Raw genomic sequence first — 16,763 nt, forward strand, 5'->3', positions numbered from 1 at the left:
TGTGTGCGGGATAAAACAAAGGAGAGATGGACATATGAACATGAAAAAAGTGATTTTAATCCCAGTGTTAGTCGGTGCACTTGGTGTTGGAGCTGTTATTGGCTCAACAACATTATTAACAGGTAATGCTCAAGAGAAGAAGATTGTAACAATGCAGGAAATTGAGAAAAAGGCGCTAGCGGTTGTCAATGGAACGGTAGCTGATATTGAGCTAGACCAGAATCGTTATCGTTCTGTCTATGAGGTAGAAGTTCATACAGATACAGAAGAATATGACTTGAAATTTGATGCCTATACAGGGAAGCTGCTAAAGCAAAAGAAGGAACGTCGAGATGACGATGATCTGGATGTTCATGTAACTGCTGCCACTCTAACAACTAAAATCACAAAAGAGCAAGCTATCGAAAAGGCATTAACAAAAGCAAATGGCACAGTAACTAAAATTAAGCTTGATGATGGTATTTATGAAATCGAAATTAAGAATGGTCAGTATGAATACGAAGTTGATGTTGATGCATCTACAGGAGAAATTGTAAGCTTCGAACAAGATAAGGAAGACTAATATGCTAAAGCTATCTTAAAAGTAGAGGAATACTTTTAAGATAGCTTTTTATTTTATTGATATTATGAGCGGCACAATGTAGGTAATTAAACTATCGATATGTCTATGTTTTTACCACCTGACAATGAAATATTTTCTTCTTTACTTTTTTTAATTACAGGCGTAATATGACATCATTATAAAAGTTTCAAATTTCTAAATCGCTGAAGCAATTAGACGCGGGGGAACCAATTTTTACGGATTATATAAGTAATCCTTGGGGTGAATCTCTTCATTTTTGAAGGGTAGGGCTACTCAGGCCCGAATCCGACAGCTAACCTCGTAAGCGTTAAGAGCAGAAAAGTGGAGCTTGGCAGACGAATGAGCGTCTACAAGTCTTTTTTAGTGATGACTTGTAGGCTTTTTTGTCTTCATTCTAAAAATGAAACAAGGCCCCAGTGAACGGCACAAAACCGATTATGCTAAAGTGTAATCGATTTAGAAATGCGAAACACATTCTATGAAACTAGAAGGTGTCGAATATGAAATCCTCATTAAAGCGTTATATTATCGGTAAACCATTGAGATCTGAAGCGTTAGGGGAACAAAAGCTTAGTAAAACAAAAGCACTAGCCATACTATCGTCCGATGCGTTGTCATCAGTTGCGTATGGACCTGAGCAAATTTTAATCGTACTTATGGCAGTAAGTACTGTTGCCTTTTGGTACTCTCTACCGATTGCTGCTGGGGTAGTTGTGTTACTGACTGCACTTATTTTCTCGTATCGTCAGGTTATTTTCGCGTATCCACATGGTGGGGGAGCTTATGTAGTTTCTCGTGAAAATTTAGGTATTAATGCTGGTCTAGTCGCTGGTGGGTCATTGCTTGTTGATTATATTTTAACTGTTGCGGTAAGTGTATCGGCTGGAACGGATGCCATTACTTCGGCTTTTCCAAGTTTGCATCCCTATAATGTGATAATCGCTGTGTTTTTTGTTATCTGTTTAACACTTTTAAACCTACGTGGTGTCACAGAATCTGCATCCATTTTAGCGTACCCCGTTTATTTGTTTGTAGTAGTGATGCTGGTGTTAATCGGAGTAGGGATTTTTAACGTAATGACAGGGCAAGTTCCAGCAGAGTTGCATCCAAAGATCGGTACACCAGTTGCAGGTATCAGTCTATTTATATTATTAAAGGCATTTGCATCCGGAAGTTCAGCTTTGACTGGTGTTGAAGCAATCTCGAATGCTATTCCTAATTTTAGAGACCCAGCGCCGAAAAATGCGTCTAAAACATTATTAGCTATGGGTGGTATTTTAGCAGTTTTATTTATTGGTATTGTGAGCTTAGCTTATTTTTATGGAGTTGCTCCCAATGCGAAAGAAACGGTTGTTTCGCAAATTGCCGAGGCGAGTGTAGGTCGTCATATCTTTTATTATATAGTACAAGGAACAACAGCCATGATATTAGTACTTGCTGCAAATACGGGTTATTCAGCGTTTCCTTTATTAGCTGTCAATTTATCAAAGGATGGCTTTATCCCAAGAATATTCCAGATTCGTGGGGATCGACTTGGTTATTCAAATGGCATCATAATGCTTGGTTTAGCGGCCATTGTTTTAATCATTTTATTTGATGGCACAACAGAGCATTTGATTCCACTTTATGCAGTTGGTGTATTTATTCCGTTTACTTTAGCGCAGGCTGGAATGATGCGAAAATGGTGGCGTGAAAAGCCAAAAGGTTGGGTGGCTAAATTTTCAATCAATACGATTGGAGCGGTCATTTCCTTCGTTGTAGCGATGATGTTTTTTGTGACAAAATTGCCTCAAGTATGGCCAGTGTTTATCTTTTTACCAATAATTATTTGGACGTTCCACCGGATTAAGCAGCATTACCAAACAGTTGGTGAACAACTAAGATTAGATCATGAGGAATTACCGAATGTAGAGGGGAATGTCTTCATTGTACCTGTCGCTGGTATTACGAAAGTAGTCGAAAACACCTTGCATTACGTGCAGTCATTAAATGTTGATAAAGTTATTGCCTTTTATGTAGCCTTCGATCAAGCGGATGCAAAAGCGTTTGAAGAGAAGTGGAAAGCTTGGCAGCCAAATGTACGGCTTGTCACATACTATTCACCTTATCGAAGTATTACACAGCCGTTAATGAAATTTATTGATAAAGTTGAACATCAATGTGCGAAAACAGGCCATCAAGTAACAGTCATCATTCCGCAATTTTTACCAAAAAAAGGGTGGCATCATATGTTACACAATCAGTCGAGTCTATTAATTCGCACGTCGCTGTTATTTCACAAAAATATCGTTATTATGACTGTGCCCTTCCATTTATCAAAATAATGACTAGCAAGCTCGAAAATTGTCTGATATAATCATTACGTTGATTGTAAAACACGAACGTTTGCAATTGAAAGTTAGTAAAATAATAGTAAATTCCGAAAAAACAGACTTTATTCAGTGTAAGATACAAGCACATACCGAATAAAGTGCCATTTTTGGAAAAAATGCCAAGACATAATTGAATAATATTTCACTCATATAATAGCGAGAATATGGCTCGCAAGTCTCTACCGATTTTCCGTAAAAAAATCGACTATGGGTAGCAATGCTTTAGAAGACTTTATATAAGATGTTTTCTATTCGTTTCGACGTTTTTACGCTGAATGCTTTGCTCCACTCGTAGATGACTGGAATCAAAGTATTCAGCGTTTTTTGTTATTTGGAATGAGTATTTCTTCTATAATAACTCCCTTGTGACAACGGCATCGTGTTACTGACGCTGAGTTAGCACGGCGCTTTCGGTTATTTGCTCATAAAAATTTATTACTATAAGAAAGAAGGATATAAAGGAAATGAAGTTATTACACGACAAAATTGTGCAAGAAGGTAAAGTTCTATCTTCATCTGTATTAAAAGTAGACTCGTTTTTAAACCACCAAATTGACCCAATGCTTATGAAAGAAATTGGCCATGAGTTTGCCACACGATTCTCTGATCAAGTGATTACAAAAATATTAACGATCGAATCTTCAGGTATCGCACCATCTGTTATGCTAGGTCTTGAAATCGGTGCTCCTGTAGTGTTTGCACGTAAACGTAAATCATTAACACTATCAGATAATCTTTATAATTCAAAAGTACATTCTTTCACAAAAAATGAAACAAATGATATTTCAGTATCCCGTAGTTTCTTAAATGAAGATGATAACATTCTAATTGTTGACGATTTCTTAGCGAATGGCGAAGCTGTTAAAGGTTTGCTTGATATCGCAGCGCAAGCTGGTGCAAATGTTGTGGGCGTAGGCATTGTTATTGAAAAAGGCTTCCAAGACGGCGGGAAATTATTACGCCAGCAAGGGGTTCGCGTGGAATCATTAGCAATTGTAGATTCTCTTGAGGATGGTAAAGTAACATTTGCTCCGGAGGCTAATGCGTAATGAATACCGTTAAATCGACGACGCTAGCTATTCAACATTTACTTGCGATGTATGCAGGTGCCATTTTAGTGCCACTGATTATCGGTGGGGCAATTGGCTTTGATTCAACACAAATGACGTATTTAGTAGCGATTGACATTATGATGTGTGGGGTCGCAACGCTTTTACAAGTGTATTCAGGTAAATTTATCGGTATTGGTTTGCCGGTAGTACTAGGCTGTACATTTACAGCGGTTAGTCCGATTATTGCAATTGGTACTAATCCTGAACAAGGTATTACTGATATTTATGGATCTATTATTGCATCAGGTGTAATCATCATGATTATTGCAGGCTTTTTTGGTAAGTTAGTAAAGTTCTTCCCGCCAGTTGTTACAGGCTCAGTCGTGTCGATTATCGGTATCTCTTTATTACCAGTAGCTTTAAATAATATGGCAGGTGGACAAGGTGCAGAAGATTTTGCATCGGGTTCGAATGTAACTTTAGCGTTTATTACATTGGTCATTATTTTAGTCGTTTATCGTTTTTCTACTGGTTTCATTCGTGCAATTTCCATTTTAGTTGGATTAGTTGCGGGGACAATCCTAGGCGTATTTATGGGGAAGGTTGATTTTAGCCCAGTTTCAGATGCTGACGTATTACACATGGTTCAGCCATTTTACTTCGGAATGCCAACATTTAATGCATCTGCGATTATTACAATGACGCTTGTAGGAATGGTTTCTTTAGTAGAATCAACAGGAGTTTATTTTGCACTAAGTGATATTTGTAAGAAAAAATTAGATTCAAAAGATTTAGCACGAGGGTATCGTTCGGAAGGTTTTGCTTCTGTGATCGGCGGTATTTTCAACGCTTTCCCATATACAACATTCTCACAAAACGTGGGACTTACACGTATGTCAGGCGTCAAAGATCGTAAAGTCATTTACATTACAGGTGGATTACTAGTAGCACTTGGTTTCCTACCAAAAATCGCAGCATTAACAACGATCATTCCAACACCAGTACTTGGTGCGGCAATGCTAGCGATGTTCGGTATGGTAATTACGCAAGGTATGGGCATGCTAGTACCTGTTATGAATGAATCAGCGGAAAACGCCATGATTGCTGCAATTGCAGTCAGCCTAGGTGTCGGAGTATCGGTTGTTCCGGGAATTTTCGAATCTCTACCAGAAAGCGTTTCTCTTCTAACATCTAACGGTATCGTCTGTGGTTCGGTTACAGCGATTATCCTTAATATTTTATTCAACATGATTGGGCCAAAGCATAAGGAAGACCCGATGCATGGAGAAGCTTAAAAGAAAAAATTAAATAACTTTCATCTAAATACCCCATATATTTTTATGAAAAGCATGTTGTCACCTACTTTCATCTATTGATATAGATTTGAGGAGGTGGCATTTTTTTATGTGGAAGAAAGGCTGATAATACTTGAGAAAAAACACTTGTCACGTATGTAGAACATTTTCACAGAAACAGAAAAGGGTTAAGAAAATGGATAAAGTATATTACTAATGGTACGAATTAGTCGAAGAAGAAAATTTGTTATTCTTTATATACTCAAGTATCTTTAACCTGTTTCTATCCAGTTAATTTATTATATGCACTTTGTTAGTATTGTAGAGGTAATGAACAAGGGGTTGACTTACAAACTGGTCTGCAATAATAATGGCTGGGCTTGTACAAATGTATTTAATAGTATGAAAATAGCGAACTCGTTGAGCAAGGAACACATGATGAATTGATATTATTAAATGGCGAATATACAGAACTATTTAATATGCAAGCTAAATGGTATAAACAAAAAGAATTTGAATACAACTATTATCTGTAGCGTTGGCATTTATCGGTAGTTATTAATTCCTAAAACCTTTTCAACCTAAAAAAGTCCACCAGCATTAGTTGGTGGACAGTCTCGAGTCTCATAAGGTTATCCTATATAAAGGTAAAATTGGCTATTGTAATGTAATTGGATATGGAATATTATGAACCTTGTGGAAAGGTTGGGTATAAATGATTTTAAAAACTGCTAAAGAAGTTATTGAAGAACTACAAGTAACTATGGAGTCACATATGTCTTCAGAAGAAAAAATGAAATTGGAAGTTTGGCTTAAAGAGTACTACATAGACGAACTAATAAAAAGGAAAGTGTCGATGAATTCGGATTGCTAGTCATCGATATTAAACAAAGTGTCATCTACTTCTATAGTAGGTGGCATTTTTTTATGGAAATGAAATGTTTAAATTTTAATTGTTAGGGAATCTAGGGAGCAGGAGAGGAGGGGAGTTTTTTGTGCAAGCCAATTATGCCGAGGCATAATTGATTAGAAGAATGCAAGGTAATGTCTGAGCATATATTTATAGATAACTGACGTGTGGGTGTTATTTGTAGGGGGGACGCTCTACTTTCGCCAGCAGAAGTCAGCGTGGAAAGTTAATGCAAGGCACTTATAGTATATAAAATTGAAAGGTCTCTTATAAATGCAAAGTATAATTCTGATTATAATACTTCAATTAATCTATGTACCTTTTTTAACGTTACGTACCATATTTTTAGTGAAGAATATTACTTTCCTTGCGGCCATATTTGGTATGCTGGAAATGTTAGTGTATGTATTTGGCCTTTCGCTTGTCTTTAATGGAGACCAAAGTATTTTAGCGATGGTTGTTTATGCCGCGGGTTTTGGTTTAGGCATTTTTCTAGGCGCTAAAATAGAGCGAAAACTGGCGATTGGCTATGTCTATGCGACAATCAATACGCAAAATAAGAACGAAGAGCTCGTGAATTTTCTCCGTAATGAAGGCTTTGCTGTGACGATTTATATTGGTGAAGGTAGAGATAGTAACCGCTATAAATATGAAATATTAACAAAGAGAAATCGTGAGACAGAATTGTTTCAAATTGTGGAGCATTATGAACCAAATGCTTTTATTATTTCCTATGAGCCTAAATCATTTAAAGGTGGATTTTTACTGAAACGAATGAAGGCAAAAAATAAATAGTCTTTTCCTGGCCCTCTGTGTATATGCAGAAGGGTTTTTTGGTTCAGCAACACACGTTTTGATGACGATCCATTTTTTGTATTCACACAATTTATAGAGGAATTTAGCGACTGAGCTCGATAAAAAATATTAATACGATTACACCGACAGACGTGAACAATAACATGTTCAAATCGATTTTTTCATACTATAAAAACATGCAAGTCTTGAAGGGGTGTTGTATGTATTTTTTTACGAAAGGCTTAGTCATTCTTATAGGAAGTGTCGCGATATCATTAGGGATTAATCTATTCTTAACGCCCTATCAAATTTTAGATGGAGGTGTTGTAGGGATAGCGCTTATTTTACATTATTTATATAACCTTAAAATAGGTTTAATGATTATCATTATTAGCATCCCTATTTTTATTATTTCTTGGTATAAATATAGAGCGTATTTTTACAATAGTATACATGGATTATTAGCATCTTCTCTTAGTATTGATTTGCTAAAATCCGTTCGGAATTTTATTCAAGTAGATGCCCTCTATAGCGCCATTTTTGGAGGGGTACTTATGGGTTTTGGTGTTGGTTTGATGCTTAGATTTCAGACAAGCACTGGTGGTACAGATTTGATTGCACAGTTTTTAAGTGAAAAGACTGGAGTCAACGTCGGAATCCTTATTTTTATAATCGATTCCGTAGTCATTGTCGTAGGGGGATTGCTTTTATCTACTAGTACATTATGGCTTTCCATTATTACAATTTTAGTAGTAGGGATTACTACAAGTATCATGACTAGTCGTGTTTAATGAAAAAATAGCTTCAGTAGCACTGAAACTATTTTGAAATTCGTTATCGTGAGCTCTTCATCATTCGTTTTTTAGGATGAGCAGGCTTTACTTCTGCTATTAATATGGCGAGTAAAATCATGACAGCCCCTATAACCATACGGCTTGTTAATACTTCATGTAAGAATATAACGGATAGTACCATGCCGAAGAAGGATTCTGTAGATAGGATAATAGCTGCTTTTGTAGCAGACGTATATTGATTCGCCACATTTTGAAAAAGATAGGCAAGAGTCGTTGAAAAAATGGCTAAATAAATAATCGAATAAATGGCTTCCTTTTCAAGAGTAGTTGGGATATCGCCTTGACCGACAACGACCAAAACACCTAAAAATGATGCTGTGAGAAATTGAATAATCGTAAGGGTAATGGCATCTTCTTTTTGGACAAATAGGTTTGTACAAAAAATATCAAAGGCAAAGGCGACAGCGCAAGCTAAGGAAAGCGCATCTCCGATATTCATTGTTAGTGAGCCTTGAAGAGATAGAAAACCGATACCGACAATAGCTATTATCGATCCGATAATTTCATAGCCATCTATACGACGCTTGTAAACCGCAAACGCAATTAATGGAACAATAATGACATTGACAGCAGTTAAAAATGCATTTTTAGAGGGTGTTGTATATTGGAGCCCTACTGTTTGAAGTGCGAAGGCAATATACAAAATGGTCCCTAACAAAATACCTTTCCAAATAACAGATTTAGAAGCTTTTTTTAATCTAGATCCAAATAAGACTGTCAGTATAATCGAGGCTAATAAAAATCTACCAGCCATTACTTGATAGGCTGTTAAATATTCTAATGCAATTGCCGTTATTACAAATCCGCTACCCCAAACGATTGCAGTGACTAATAGCATACCGTCAGCTATGTATTGTTTCATCATTCTCCCTCCTAACTTCAATAGAATAGCATGAGATGGAAGAAAATAGTTTGATTTTAATTCTAAAAATTCAGGCGTTTTTTTGTACTTATTCCAAAGCTATCATTCGACATTCACTTTGCTATGTAATAAGTACAATTTAACGGCTGCTGCTATACGCTCATAAAAAACATAATCATTTTCTAAAGGTGCTACCAGCTGACGAATTTTAGACATGCGATAACGGATTGTGTTTGGATGGCAGAAATGAGCAACGGCTACTTCTTTAATATTTCCTTGTTTTACGACATAGGTGATTGCTGTTTTCATTAAATCCGGATCAATCTTTTCCTCAAGTAGGGGACCAAGATAGCTATTTACATAGTCCATAGCAAATGTAGCATCCTTACGATGCAATTCAATTAATAACCAATCGGAAGCGAGGTTCTCATAATGACATATAGAAGCCGATTCAATTTCAGCCATAATACGTGCATAAAAGGCTTCACGAACAGCAATAGGGAATTCTGATTGTGTTATGTGACAACGACTATAGCCAAAGGTCAATGAATTCGTCGAGATGGCGTACATTGTTAACCATTCATTGAGAAGTTTTTTAAATTGAAATTGCTCTGATGAATGGGTCATTACAATAAAGATACTCTTTTTATAGGTACAAATCATACCAAATTTCAATAGAGGCTCTAATTGAAAAAGAGAGTGCATCCATTGGCTATTTTCATGATCTTGCGATTGAATATTAGCAACGAATATATACTTGTCGAAGGGCTTATTGATTTGCTGTAAAATAGACTTTATTTGTTCATCTGTTACGTCTTCCTCCAGTAGACGTCGTACAATCGTTTCTAAAAAGAATGAATAGTCCTTTGTTTTTGCATAGGCCATTGTTTCTAAAATAATCTTTTCAAAAAACTCATCTCCGCCAAATCGCAATATAGGGAAATTTTGTTCCTCTGCATAGATTAATACTTCCTCTGGTAAATCTTCATAGATGACAGGTTTATAAGCTAAAGCACTTGCCCCTAGCTCAATAAGGCTTTTCACGGCATTCATTAAATACTCTGGCTTGTGCTTTGCGAATAATAAACTACTTAACACAACACTATTTGGTGTGAAAATCGCTTCTCTCACCGTTTGAATATCGGGTGAAAATTCAAAGTCTAGAATTTCAACATTTTGAACGGGTTTATGTAAACCATTACGACCGGCAACGACTGTAAATTCTTTTGTAATAGGCAGTTGTAAAAAGTTCTCTACGTTCATTAGGATATCAAGCAACCTTTCTTGTGATTAAACTTCTATTAATTATTTTAAAAGTACTTGTCAGTAAAATACCATTAGTAATGGTTGATAGATTAGTTAAAATCGTTGATAAACCAAAAAAATCTCCTATAAAACAACCAATGAAAAAAATCTGCTGACTTTTACAGACAAAGTCAGCAGATTCTTTTACATGATCAAAATTAGATGTTAGCGAAAATATTAGGTTTTCTATTTTTCATTGGATTCATTTGTTCAATGGCATAACCAACGTTAAGAATACGACCTTCTTTAAAGGCAGGACCAATGATTTGAAGGCCTACTGGTAAATTATCTTTAAAGCCACAAGGAACGGAAAGGGCAGGTAAGCCTGTTAAGTTACTTGGACCGGTAAATCGAATGATATTATCAATTAAATCAACTTTTTCACCATTTAAATAAGCAAAGTCATCACCGATAGTACTTGCCACTACAGGTAATGTAGGTGTAATAAGCACATTAACCTTATTGAAAATTTGTGAAAACTCTTGTTTTATTTGTCGTCGTACTTGTTGAGCCTGTAGGTAATCAACGGCAGACGGTAATTCACCGAGTTCAAATAACAGACGAATATCATCTCCGAAATCTTGTGGTCTCTTCTGTAAATCAGAGTGGTGAATTGTGGCTGCCTCCGAAAGGGAAGTAATGAGCTCTGCCCATTCTGCATATTGTAAGGATGGGATACGAACGACTTCAACCTTGGCCCCTTGATCCACTAAGCTTTGAATACTTGCCCGAACAGCTTTTTCTACATCTGAATCTACGTGGTTAAAGAAGTATTCTTCGTTGATGCCAATGACTAAATCCTTCACATTACCTGAGATTTGCTGTACATAATTCTCTGTCGGGACGTCTGTACAAGTAGGGTCTCTATGGTCAAATCCAGAAATAATCTCAAGTAAGCCGGCAGCATCTTTAACTGTCTTTGTCATTGGACCAATATGGTCTAAGCTCCAAGCGAGAGGGTAGCAGCCATATTTACTTACACGACCATGAGTAGGCTTTAAGCCGACAATCCCACAGGCTGATGAAGGAATTCGAATAGAGCCGGCAGTATCTGTACCTAATGATGCAACACTTGCACCTGCGGCAACTGCTGCGCCAGAGCCGCCACTAGAACCGCCAGGGATTTTATCTAAATCCCATGGGTTGCGAACGGGTCCGTAATGAGGGTTATTATTTGTGATGCCCCATGCGTATTCATGCATGCTCAATTTACCCGTGAAAATAACACCGGCATTACGAAGTTTTTCTACGACCGTTGCGTCATAATTTGAAACGAAGTCCTTATGAATCTTTGATGACATCGTTGTTATCTTATCTTTAAAGTACAAATTATCTTTTAATGCCATAGGAATCCCGTGATACATTCCTCGATACTGTCCATTCAAAATTTCCCTTTCTACCATTTGTGCTTGTGCTAGGGCTTCTTCATGATAAAAAGTCATATATGAATTAATTTTAGGTTGACTTTCTTCGGCAAAATCTAAAATTGCCTTCGTTAACTCTACAGGAGATAGTTTTTTAGTTTCAAGTAAAGGTGCTAACTCTTCAACAGATTTTAAGTGTAAATCAGTTGTCAATGTGGTCACCTCCAGGAATACAGCGGATAGCGATATCAGCGTCATCAATAGCGATGCCTTCTAAATTACCACGAAGAGATTGCATACCTTCCCAACGTGCTTTTAGAAGTTCAAGGTGTTCAGATTTCGGTGTAATTCCGTTGTTCTCCAATAATTGTTGAATCGACAAACTCATTAACAGGATCCTCCCTTGAAAATAGTTTTTATCTAAATAGGTTTCCCTATAAAGAACAAATCTTTTTATCGCCATACGTGGGGTTGATGTCCGTTCCGACTGGGCGTTTTTCTGGGCCGCGTCCGATGAGCCGCCTGACCTTCAATCCAATCAACTTAGATACATGGAATACGTTTTTACAAACGTCACCCCTAACTTATGGCGATGAATTATTGTTTCACTATATAAATCTCAAATTTTTATAAAAGGTAATGAAATACTATTAATCCAAGCATACACTATATACAATTTATATCAATGAATTAATTGAATATATTGTATATTGCGAAATATTTACTACGCTATTAAGAAATTAAGATTACTTTTAATAGAGGAATGTCAACTATCGAAAATGAAATCTAGTGCTAGAGCCACCTCTTTTTACATGTTGATGATGTGGATTCAGGCTACAATAGCTTAAAACCTCGTATTATTGCTGAGGTATTGAACGCCGGGAAAAGCTACATTATTTATGTAATATCGGTATCCACTACGCACAAGGGTATGCGATTTAAAGTAATTATTATTAAATTCAATTTTCGGGGCATAATCAAAAAGAAATAATCTGCTTTTACTTTAGGAAATTATCAATCTGAATAAAACATACTTGAATTATAGGGATTATAGGTATATAATTCGATTTACATTATAATTAAACTTCTTAGGAGGCTGTCCATTGTCTACATTACAAATTATTCTTAACGTTGCCGTGTTACTCGTGTTCGTTGGAATTTTACTTTATATGAATAAAAAGCACGTTAAGTTTTCAAATCGTGTATTTACTGCGCTAGGCTTAGGTATTGTACTTGGTCTTGGATTGCATTTAATATATGGTATTGATTCTGATGTTTTAGCAAAAACAACAAGTTGGTACAATATTATTGGTACTGGCTACGTTAAATTGCTACAAATGGTTGCAATGCCATTAATTTTTATTTCCATCTTAATAGCCTTTACAAAAATGAAGGTTGGTAAAAACTTCGGGAAAATGGCTGCTCTTATTTTAGTCATTTTAATCGGTACAACTGCTGTTTCAGCTGCTGTCGGTATTTTTTCAGCAACAGTGTTTGATTTAGATGCTTCTCATATTATGCAAGGTGCTGCAGAGGCAGAGCGTGGGGCATATCTAGAGGAGAAAACTTCTGGATTAACTGCACCGGATTTACCAACACAAATTATTGAGCTATTCCCAGCAAACCCATTCTTAGATCTAACAGGTGCTCGTTCTACATCAACAATCGCTGTTGTTATTTTTTCAGCGTTTTTAGGTTTTGCTTACTTACGTGTAGCACGTAAAGATGAAGACACTGCAGCGACTATTAAAAAAGGCTTAGATGCAATCTATGCACTGGTAATGGGCGTTGTAACAATTGTCTTACGTTTAACACCATATGGTATTTTAGCAATTATGGCGCGTACAGTTGCAACATCTGATTTCGGAGCAATCTATAATCTAGGTAAGTTTGTTATTGCGTCGTATGTAGCGTTATTTATCGTGTTATTAGTACACTTATTAATTCTTACTTTAAGTGGTTTAAATCCATTTACGTATTTAAAAAAATCTGCAGAAACATTATTGTTTGCCTTCACTTCACGTTCAAGTGCAGGTGCCTTACCGATGAACATTAAAACACAAACAGGCCGTCTTGGCGTACCAGAAGGTATTGCGAACTTCTCAGGCTCATTTGGTTTATCTATTGGTCAAAATGGCTGTGCTGGTGTTTATCCTGCAATGCTAGCGATTATGATTGCACCGACAGTTGGGATTAATCCACTTGATCCGATGTTTATCATTACTGTAATTGCAGTAGTAGCAGTCAGCTCATTTGGTGTAGCTGGTGTCGGTGGTGGTGCGACATTCGCAGCCATTCTTGTATTATCAGCACTTGATTTACCAATTGCACTTGCGGGTATATTAATTTCTGTTGAGCCATTAATCGACATGGGCCGTACAGCTCTTAATGTAAGTGGTTCAATGACTGCAGGTGTTACAACTGCACGTATTACAAAAGAATTGGACACTGAAATGTACAATGATAAAGAACTAGGTGCTCAAGTGTCGGATTTATAAAAAGTCAATTTCACTACAGAAAAAAATTGCTGAATGAAGGAAAAAGAGCTACTCTCAATTAAGAGTAGCTCTTTTTATATCCGAAAAAAAGTGGAGTGTTATGTAAATAACAGCCCACTTTAATGATGGGAAATCCATTTATCTCTTTATATGATTTTTACATAAAAATCTTTACCGTTAATAAGCTCGGTTAGTTCAATGTTGTGATTTGTTTTATAGTAAGTATAAATATTACGTGCTAACCCAGAGTGTCCATTTAAATATGTTCCCTTTTTAATCTCTTTGCGTGGATTATGGAAATCAAAATACAAGCGAGAATTGTCGCACATTGCATCCAAAATTGCTTTAAATTCTTGCGCTTCAATATGAATCCCACGTGTATATTTGCATTCCCTGCGGTACGTATCATGAGAAACATTTACCGGCGACGACTCAAGAACCATTTCGATTTTTTTACTCAAATGTTAGCAGCTCCTTTTTAGAAATTAACAGAAGGGTAATAAAGAAGACGTTTATTTAAAAAGCATTGACCTAATTCTGATAGGGTCATCACAATAGCGCGTGGTTGATTTTCGTTCCGACTGGGCGCTTTGTAGCTGCGCACAGAGCAGAGCTTCCTGGGGCGTCCTATGAGCCTCGAGGAGTCGCCGAGCCTCCATTTCAATCAACTTATATAAAAATGGTATTCCTTTTAACGAATTTCATCTCTAACTTAGGTGACAAGTTTTATGATTAATATAGGTAAACTTATTTATTTCAGTATATAATTATCAGAAAATTATAGCAATATCTTTTCTACCAATCTTGTTGCTGTATTTCTTCTGCAACTACTTGTAAATCATAAGCGGTAATCATTAAAAGTGAATAATCGTGTGTCTCCATATATTTTTCTGCTAGACGTTTCATATACTTCGGGGAGCCTTCGTTTTCTTCGTCATAAATTAGCAGCAGACCATCTGTATTTTGGATAATGAATTTATCTTTTTCGATAAATTGCCATGGCGCCTCGTATGGCTTTTTCGTAACGCTTGTCACAAAGTCTGCTTGCGCTACTAATGCTTGATATTTTTCTTTTTTATGGTCCTGCCAATTTTTCTCCTGCTCCAAAAAAGGAGTGATAATAGAGTATTTTAAATGAGGAAATTCCCTTTTTAACGTAAGAACAACCTCAGCAGCCCAAGTTTCGACACCTTGTTGACCACTAATAATGACCCATTCTAAACCTTCGTCTATCAATAGACGAAGACGATTTTCGAGTGCTTTTTTTATGATGGCAATGCCAGGGTGCTTGTCATTAAAGATGCCTAATTCATGTGGTCTATAGCCAGTAATAATAATTCGCTCTAGCAAAAAAACGCCCCCTAAGCTGTATAGTATGTGTAATCATAGTATACAGTAGGAGGCATTTGAAAACGAATTTCTATATGTTGTTGTAAAAGTTGATAGTTAATTGATCTATTAACAGCTCGGAAGGACCGATTGTTAAAAATGTGTGGAGGGGAAAGAAACAGTACTACTTAATGCCTTACTATATTAAAATGCAAACAGTGTTAAAACTACAGCAACGGCAGTACAGATTCCTAAAAACCACCATGTATCAGTAAAATCCTCTTTATAGTCGCTATTCATGTAAAGTACTCCCTTTCTGTTTTGTTTTTATCTGTCCGTTCCAAGACCAATTCGTCCATACACGCAGTACGGTTTCGAATGGTCCGCGTTTAAACTTCTTGAAATAGGCAAGGCTGAAAACGCATTGCAAGCTATACACGACGATTCCAAATAAAATACCGCCAAATACGCCTAACTTGCCGTATAAGCCTAAACCATATCCATAAAATACTGTTGTACAAATAATGGTTTGCATTAGATAATTGGTTAAAGATAGTTTACCGACACTTTCAAAAGCAGGAGCGAGACGTTGTACAGGGCGAGTTTTATAAAGTAAAGCTGCAAGGCAGACATAGCCAACTGCTAATAATTCAGATCCGCCTATTAATAACATTCCGGAAAAATTGGTTTCTATAAAACTTAGACTCTTACAAGTGAGACCTATTGGAACAAGCAGTGCGCCAAGTTTATACCATTTCTTTTCGTCGTCCATATTCACAAAAGCTTGCTTTTTAGCGAGCCCCATGCCGAAAAGGGTCAATGAAGTGGTATACAATGGTGCGAGAAAAATTAATAAGAGAAAGACTAAACCTTTATCATCCATGCCTGGAGGTACATCATTTGCACGGAAATCATAAATGTCTAAGTAGCTTCCATTTGCGTATACATTGTCGGCTTTCTCTATATAGGTTGCCATTTCTTTTTGTTCTTTTTTAGTTTCTTCTAAGGAACCAAATGATAAGGCTGTCATAAGTAATAAGAAGAAGCCAGCCCAAATAAATAAAGTTTTTGGTTTACGATTAATAAATGGGATTAAAAACAATATCATGAAACCGTAGGAAAATAGAATATCCCCGTCCCATAAAAACATTGAGTGTAACAAACCTAAGGCCATAAGCCCCGTTGCGCGGCGTAAAATGGACCATCGACTCTTATCTTTTTTTCTACGAATAGACTCTATAAGTTTAATAAGAGAAAAGCCAAATAAAATGGTGAAGATCGGCATAAATGAACCTTCTATAAAGATTTTTACAAAATATAGGGCTCCGTTATCGAGGGTGGAAAGATCTTTTAGTTCATCTTTGCCATACATGCCAAATTGGAAAATCAACAAATTTGCCATTAAGATGCCGAATAAGCTAAACCCACGCATTGTATCTATGAAGGTAACACGTTTTTTTGTCATTGCGTTTTATCTCCTTAATTGGTTATCTTATACATAGTGTAGTTGGTAAAGCTTATGGTGAAATGATGGCTACCTTAAA

General features: G+C 36.5%; 14 protein-coding genes and 2 riboswitches. Of the genes, 7 read left to right on the plus strand and 7 right to left on the minus strand.

Going from position 1 to position 16,763, the window contains the following annotated elements:
• The first annotated feature begins 34 nt into the window (after nt 1-34).
• From AC3WSO_RS02350 to AC3WSO_RS02375, 6 genes are all read left to right on the plus strand, one after another.
• Complete coding sequence (locus AC3WSO_RS02350) at nt 35-562, plus strand: PepSY domain-containing protein (protein WP_492528376.1); 528 nt, start codon at nt 35-37, stop codon at nt 560-562.
• A 191-nt stretch (nt 563-753) separates the two neighbouring features.
• Nucleotides 754-904, plus strand: a riboswitch (cyclic di-AMP (ydaO/yuaA leader).
• Between the two features lie 179 nt (nt 905-1,083).
• A complete protein-coding gene (locus AC3WSO_RS02355) occupies nt 1,084-2,907 on the plus strand; it encodes an APC family permease (RefSeq protein WP_492528378.1) in 1,824 nt (607 codons plus the stop codon).
• Between the two features lie 174 nt (nt 2,908-3,081).
• Nucleotides 3,082-3,183, plus strand: a riboswitch (purine riboswitch).
• 236 nt (nt 3,184-3,419) lie between these two features.
• Entirely contained in the window at nt 3,420-4,004 is a 585-nt protein-coding gene (locus AC3WSO_RS02360) for a xanthine phosphoribosyltransferase (protein WP_079562994.1), read from the plus strand.
• Nucleotides 4,004-5,302: a nucleobase:cation symporter-2 family protein gene (locus AC3WSO_RS02365; RefSeq protein ID WP_492528380.1), complete on the plus strand. Its 1,299-nt coding sequence runs from the start codon at nt 4,004-4,006 to the stop codon at nt 5,300-5,302. Before AC3WSO_RS02360 ends, AC3WSO_RS02365 begins: the two co-directional genes overlap by 1 nt.
• A 1,183-nt stretch (nt 5,303-6,485) precedes the next feature.
• Nucleotides 6,486-7,007 carry a DUF2179 domain-containing protein gene (locus tag AC3WSO_RS02370; protein ID WP_492528382.1) on the plus strand — a complete coding sequence of 174 codons (522 nt, stop codon included), beginning with the start codon at nt 6,486-6,488 and terminating at the stop codon, nt 7,005-7,007.
• A 221-nt stretch (nt 7,008-7,228) separates the two neighbouring features.
• Complete coding sequence (locus AC3WSO_RS02375) at nt 7,229-7,798, plus strand: YitT family protein (RefSeq protein ID WP_492528384.1); 570 nt, start codon at nt 7,229-7,231, stop codon at nt 7,796-7,798.
• Between the two features lie 43 nt (nt 7,799-7,841).
• Here the strand turns inward: AC3WSO_RS02375 and AC3WSO_RS02380 are convergent, their stop codons facing one another.
• The 4 genes from AC3WSO_RS02380 to AC3WSO_RS02395 all read right to left on the minus strand — a co-directional run bounded on the left by AC3WSO_RS02380 (nt 7,842) and on the right by AC3WSO_RS02395 (nt 11,780).
• A complete protein-coding gene (locus AC3WSO_RS02380) occupies nt 7,842-8,723 on the minus strand; it encodes a DMT family transporter (RefSeq protein WP_492528386.1) in 882 nt (293 codons plus the stop codon).
• Between the two features lie 102 nt (nt 8,724-8,825).
• Nucleotides 8,826-9,986, minus strand: coding sequence for a PucR family transcriptional regulator (locus AC3WSO_RS02385; RefSeq protein ID WP_492528388.1), 1,161 nt, complete (start codon nt 9,984-9,986; stop codon nt 8,826-8,828).
• A gap of 200 nt (nt 9,987-10,186) precedes the next feature.
• Nucleotides 10,187-11,605, minus strand: a complete 1,419-nt coding sequence (locus AC3WSO_RS02390; protein WP_492528390.1) for an amidase — start codon at nt 11,603-11,605, stop codon at nt 10,187-10,189.
• Nucleotides 11,595-11,780: a hypothetical protein gene (locus AC3WSO_RS02395; protein ID WP_492528392.1), complete on the minus strand. Its 186-nt coding sequence runs from the start codon at nt 11,778-11,780 to the stop codon at nt 11,595-11,597. The genes AC3WSO_RS02390 and AC3WSO_RS02395 overlap by 11 nt, the downstream gene beginning before the upstream one ends.
• Before the next feature lie 781 nt (nt 11,781-12,561).
• On the opposite strand from AC3WSO_RS02395, the gene AC3WSO_RS02400 reads away from it, so the two are divergent.
• Nucleotides 12,562-13,890, plus strand: a complete 1,329-nt coding sequence (locus tag AC3WSO_RS02400) for an L-cystine transporter (protein ID WP_276207771.1) — start codon at nt 12,562-12,564, stop codon at nt 13,888-13,890.
• Between the two features lie 146 nt (nt 13,891-14,036).
• Here AC3WSO_RS02400 and AC3WSO_RS02405 read toward each other — a convergent pair whose 3' ends face one another.
• The 3 genes from AC3WSO_RS02405 to AC3WSO_RS02415 form a co-directional block, all read right to left on the minus strand.
• Nucleotides 14,037-14,351 carry a hypothetical protein gene (locus AC3WSO_RS02405; RefSeq protein WP_492528394.1) on the minus strand — a complete coding sequence of 105 codons (315 nt, stop codon included), beginning with the start codon at nt 14,349-14,351 and terminating at the stop codon, nt 14,037-14,039.
• A gap of 334 nt (nt 14,352-14,685) precedes the next feature.
• A complete protein-coding gene (locus AC3WSO_RS02410) occupies nt 14,686-15,240 on the minus strand; it encodes an SLOG family protein (protein WP_492528396.1) in 555 nt (184 codons plus the stop codon).
• A gap of 271 nt (nt 15,241-15,511) precedes the next feature.
• Nucleotides 15,512-16,684, minus strand: coding sequence for a DUF418 domain-containing protein (locus tag AC3WSO_RS02415; protein ID WP_492528398.1), 1,173 nt, complete (start codon nt 16,682-16,684; stop codon nt 15,512-15,514).
• Nucleotides 16,685-16,763 lie beyond the last annotated feature (79 nt).

The organism is Lysinibacillus sp. EB106-09-02-XG168, from assembly GCF_058791475.1.

What these genes read in the sequence shown, in the direction of transcription:
- AC3WSO_RS02385 (WP_492528388.1), bottom strand. Translation starts at nt 9,986, where the DNA reads ATGAACGTAGAGAACTTTTTACAACTGCCTATTACAAAAGAATTTACA.
- AC3WSO_RS02365 (WP_492528380.1), top strand. Translation starts at nt 4,004, where the DNA reads ATGAATACCGTTAAATCGACGACGCTAGCTATTCAACATTTACTTGCG.
- AC3WSO_RS02375 (WP_492528384.1), top strand. Translation starts at nt 7,229, where the DNA reads ATGTATTTTTTTACGAAAGGCTTAGTCATTCTTATAGGAAGTGTCGCG.
- AC3WSO_RS02360 (WP_079562994.1), top strand. Translation starts at nt 3,420, where the DNA reads ATGAAGTTATTACACGACAAAATTGTGCAAGAAGGTAAAGTTCTATCT.
- AC3WSO_RS02400 (WP_276207771.1), top strand. Translation starts at nt 12,562, where the DNA reads ATGAATAAAAAGCACGTTAAGTTTTCAAATCGTGTATTTACTGCGCTA.
- AC3WSO_RS02350 (WP_492528376.1), top strand. Translation starts at nt 35, where the DNA reads ATGAACATGAAAAAAGTGATTTTAATCCCAGTGTTAGTCGGTGCACTT.
- AC3WSO_RS02355 (WP_492528378.1), top strand. Translation starts at nt 1,084, where the DNA reads ATGAAATCCTCATTAAAGCGTTATATTATCGGTAAACCATTGAGATCT.
- AC3WSO_RS02380 (WP_492528386.1), bottom strand. Translation starts at nt 8,723, where the DNA reads ATGAAACAATACATAGCTGACGGTATGCTATTAGTCACTGCAATCGTT.
- AC3WSO_RS02370 (WP_492528382.1), top strand. Translation starts at nt 6,486, where the DNA reads ATGCAAAGTATAATTCTGATTATAATACTTCAATTAATCTATGTACCT.
- AC3WSO_RS02395 (WP_492528392.1), bottom strand. Translation starts at nt 11,780, where the DNA reads ATGAGTTTGTCGATTCAACAATTATTGGAGAACAACGGAATTACACCG.
- AC3WSO_RS02415 (WP_492528398.1), bottom strand. Translation starts at nt 16,684, where the DNA reads ATGACAAAAAAACGTGTTACCTTCATAGATACAATGCGTGGGTTTAGC.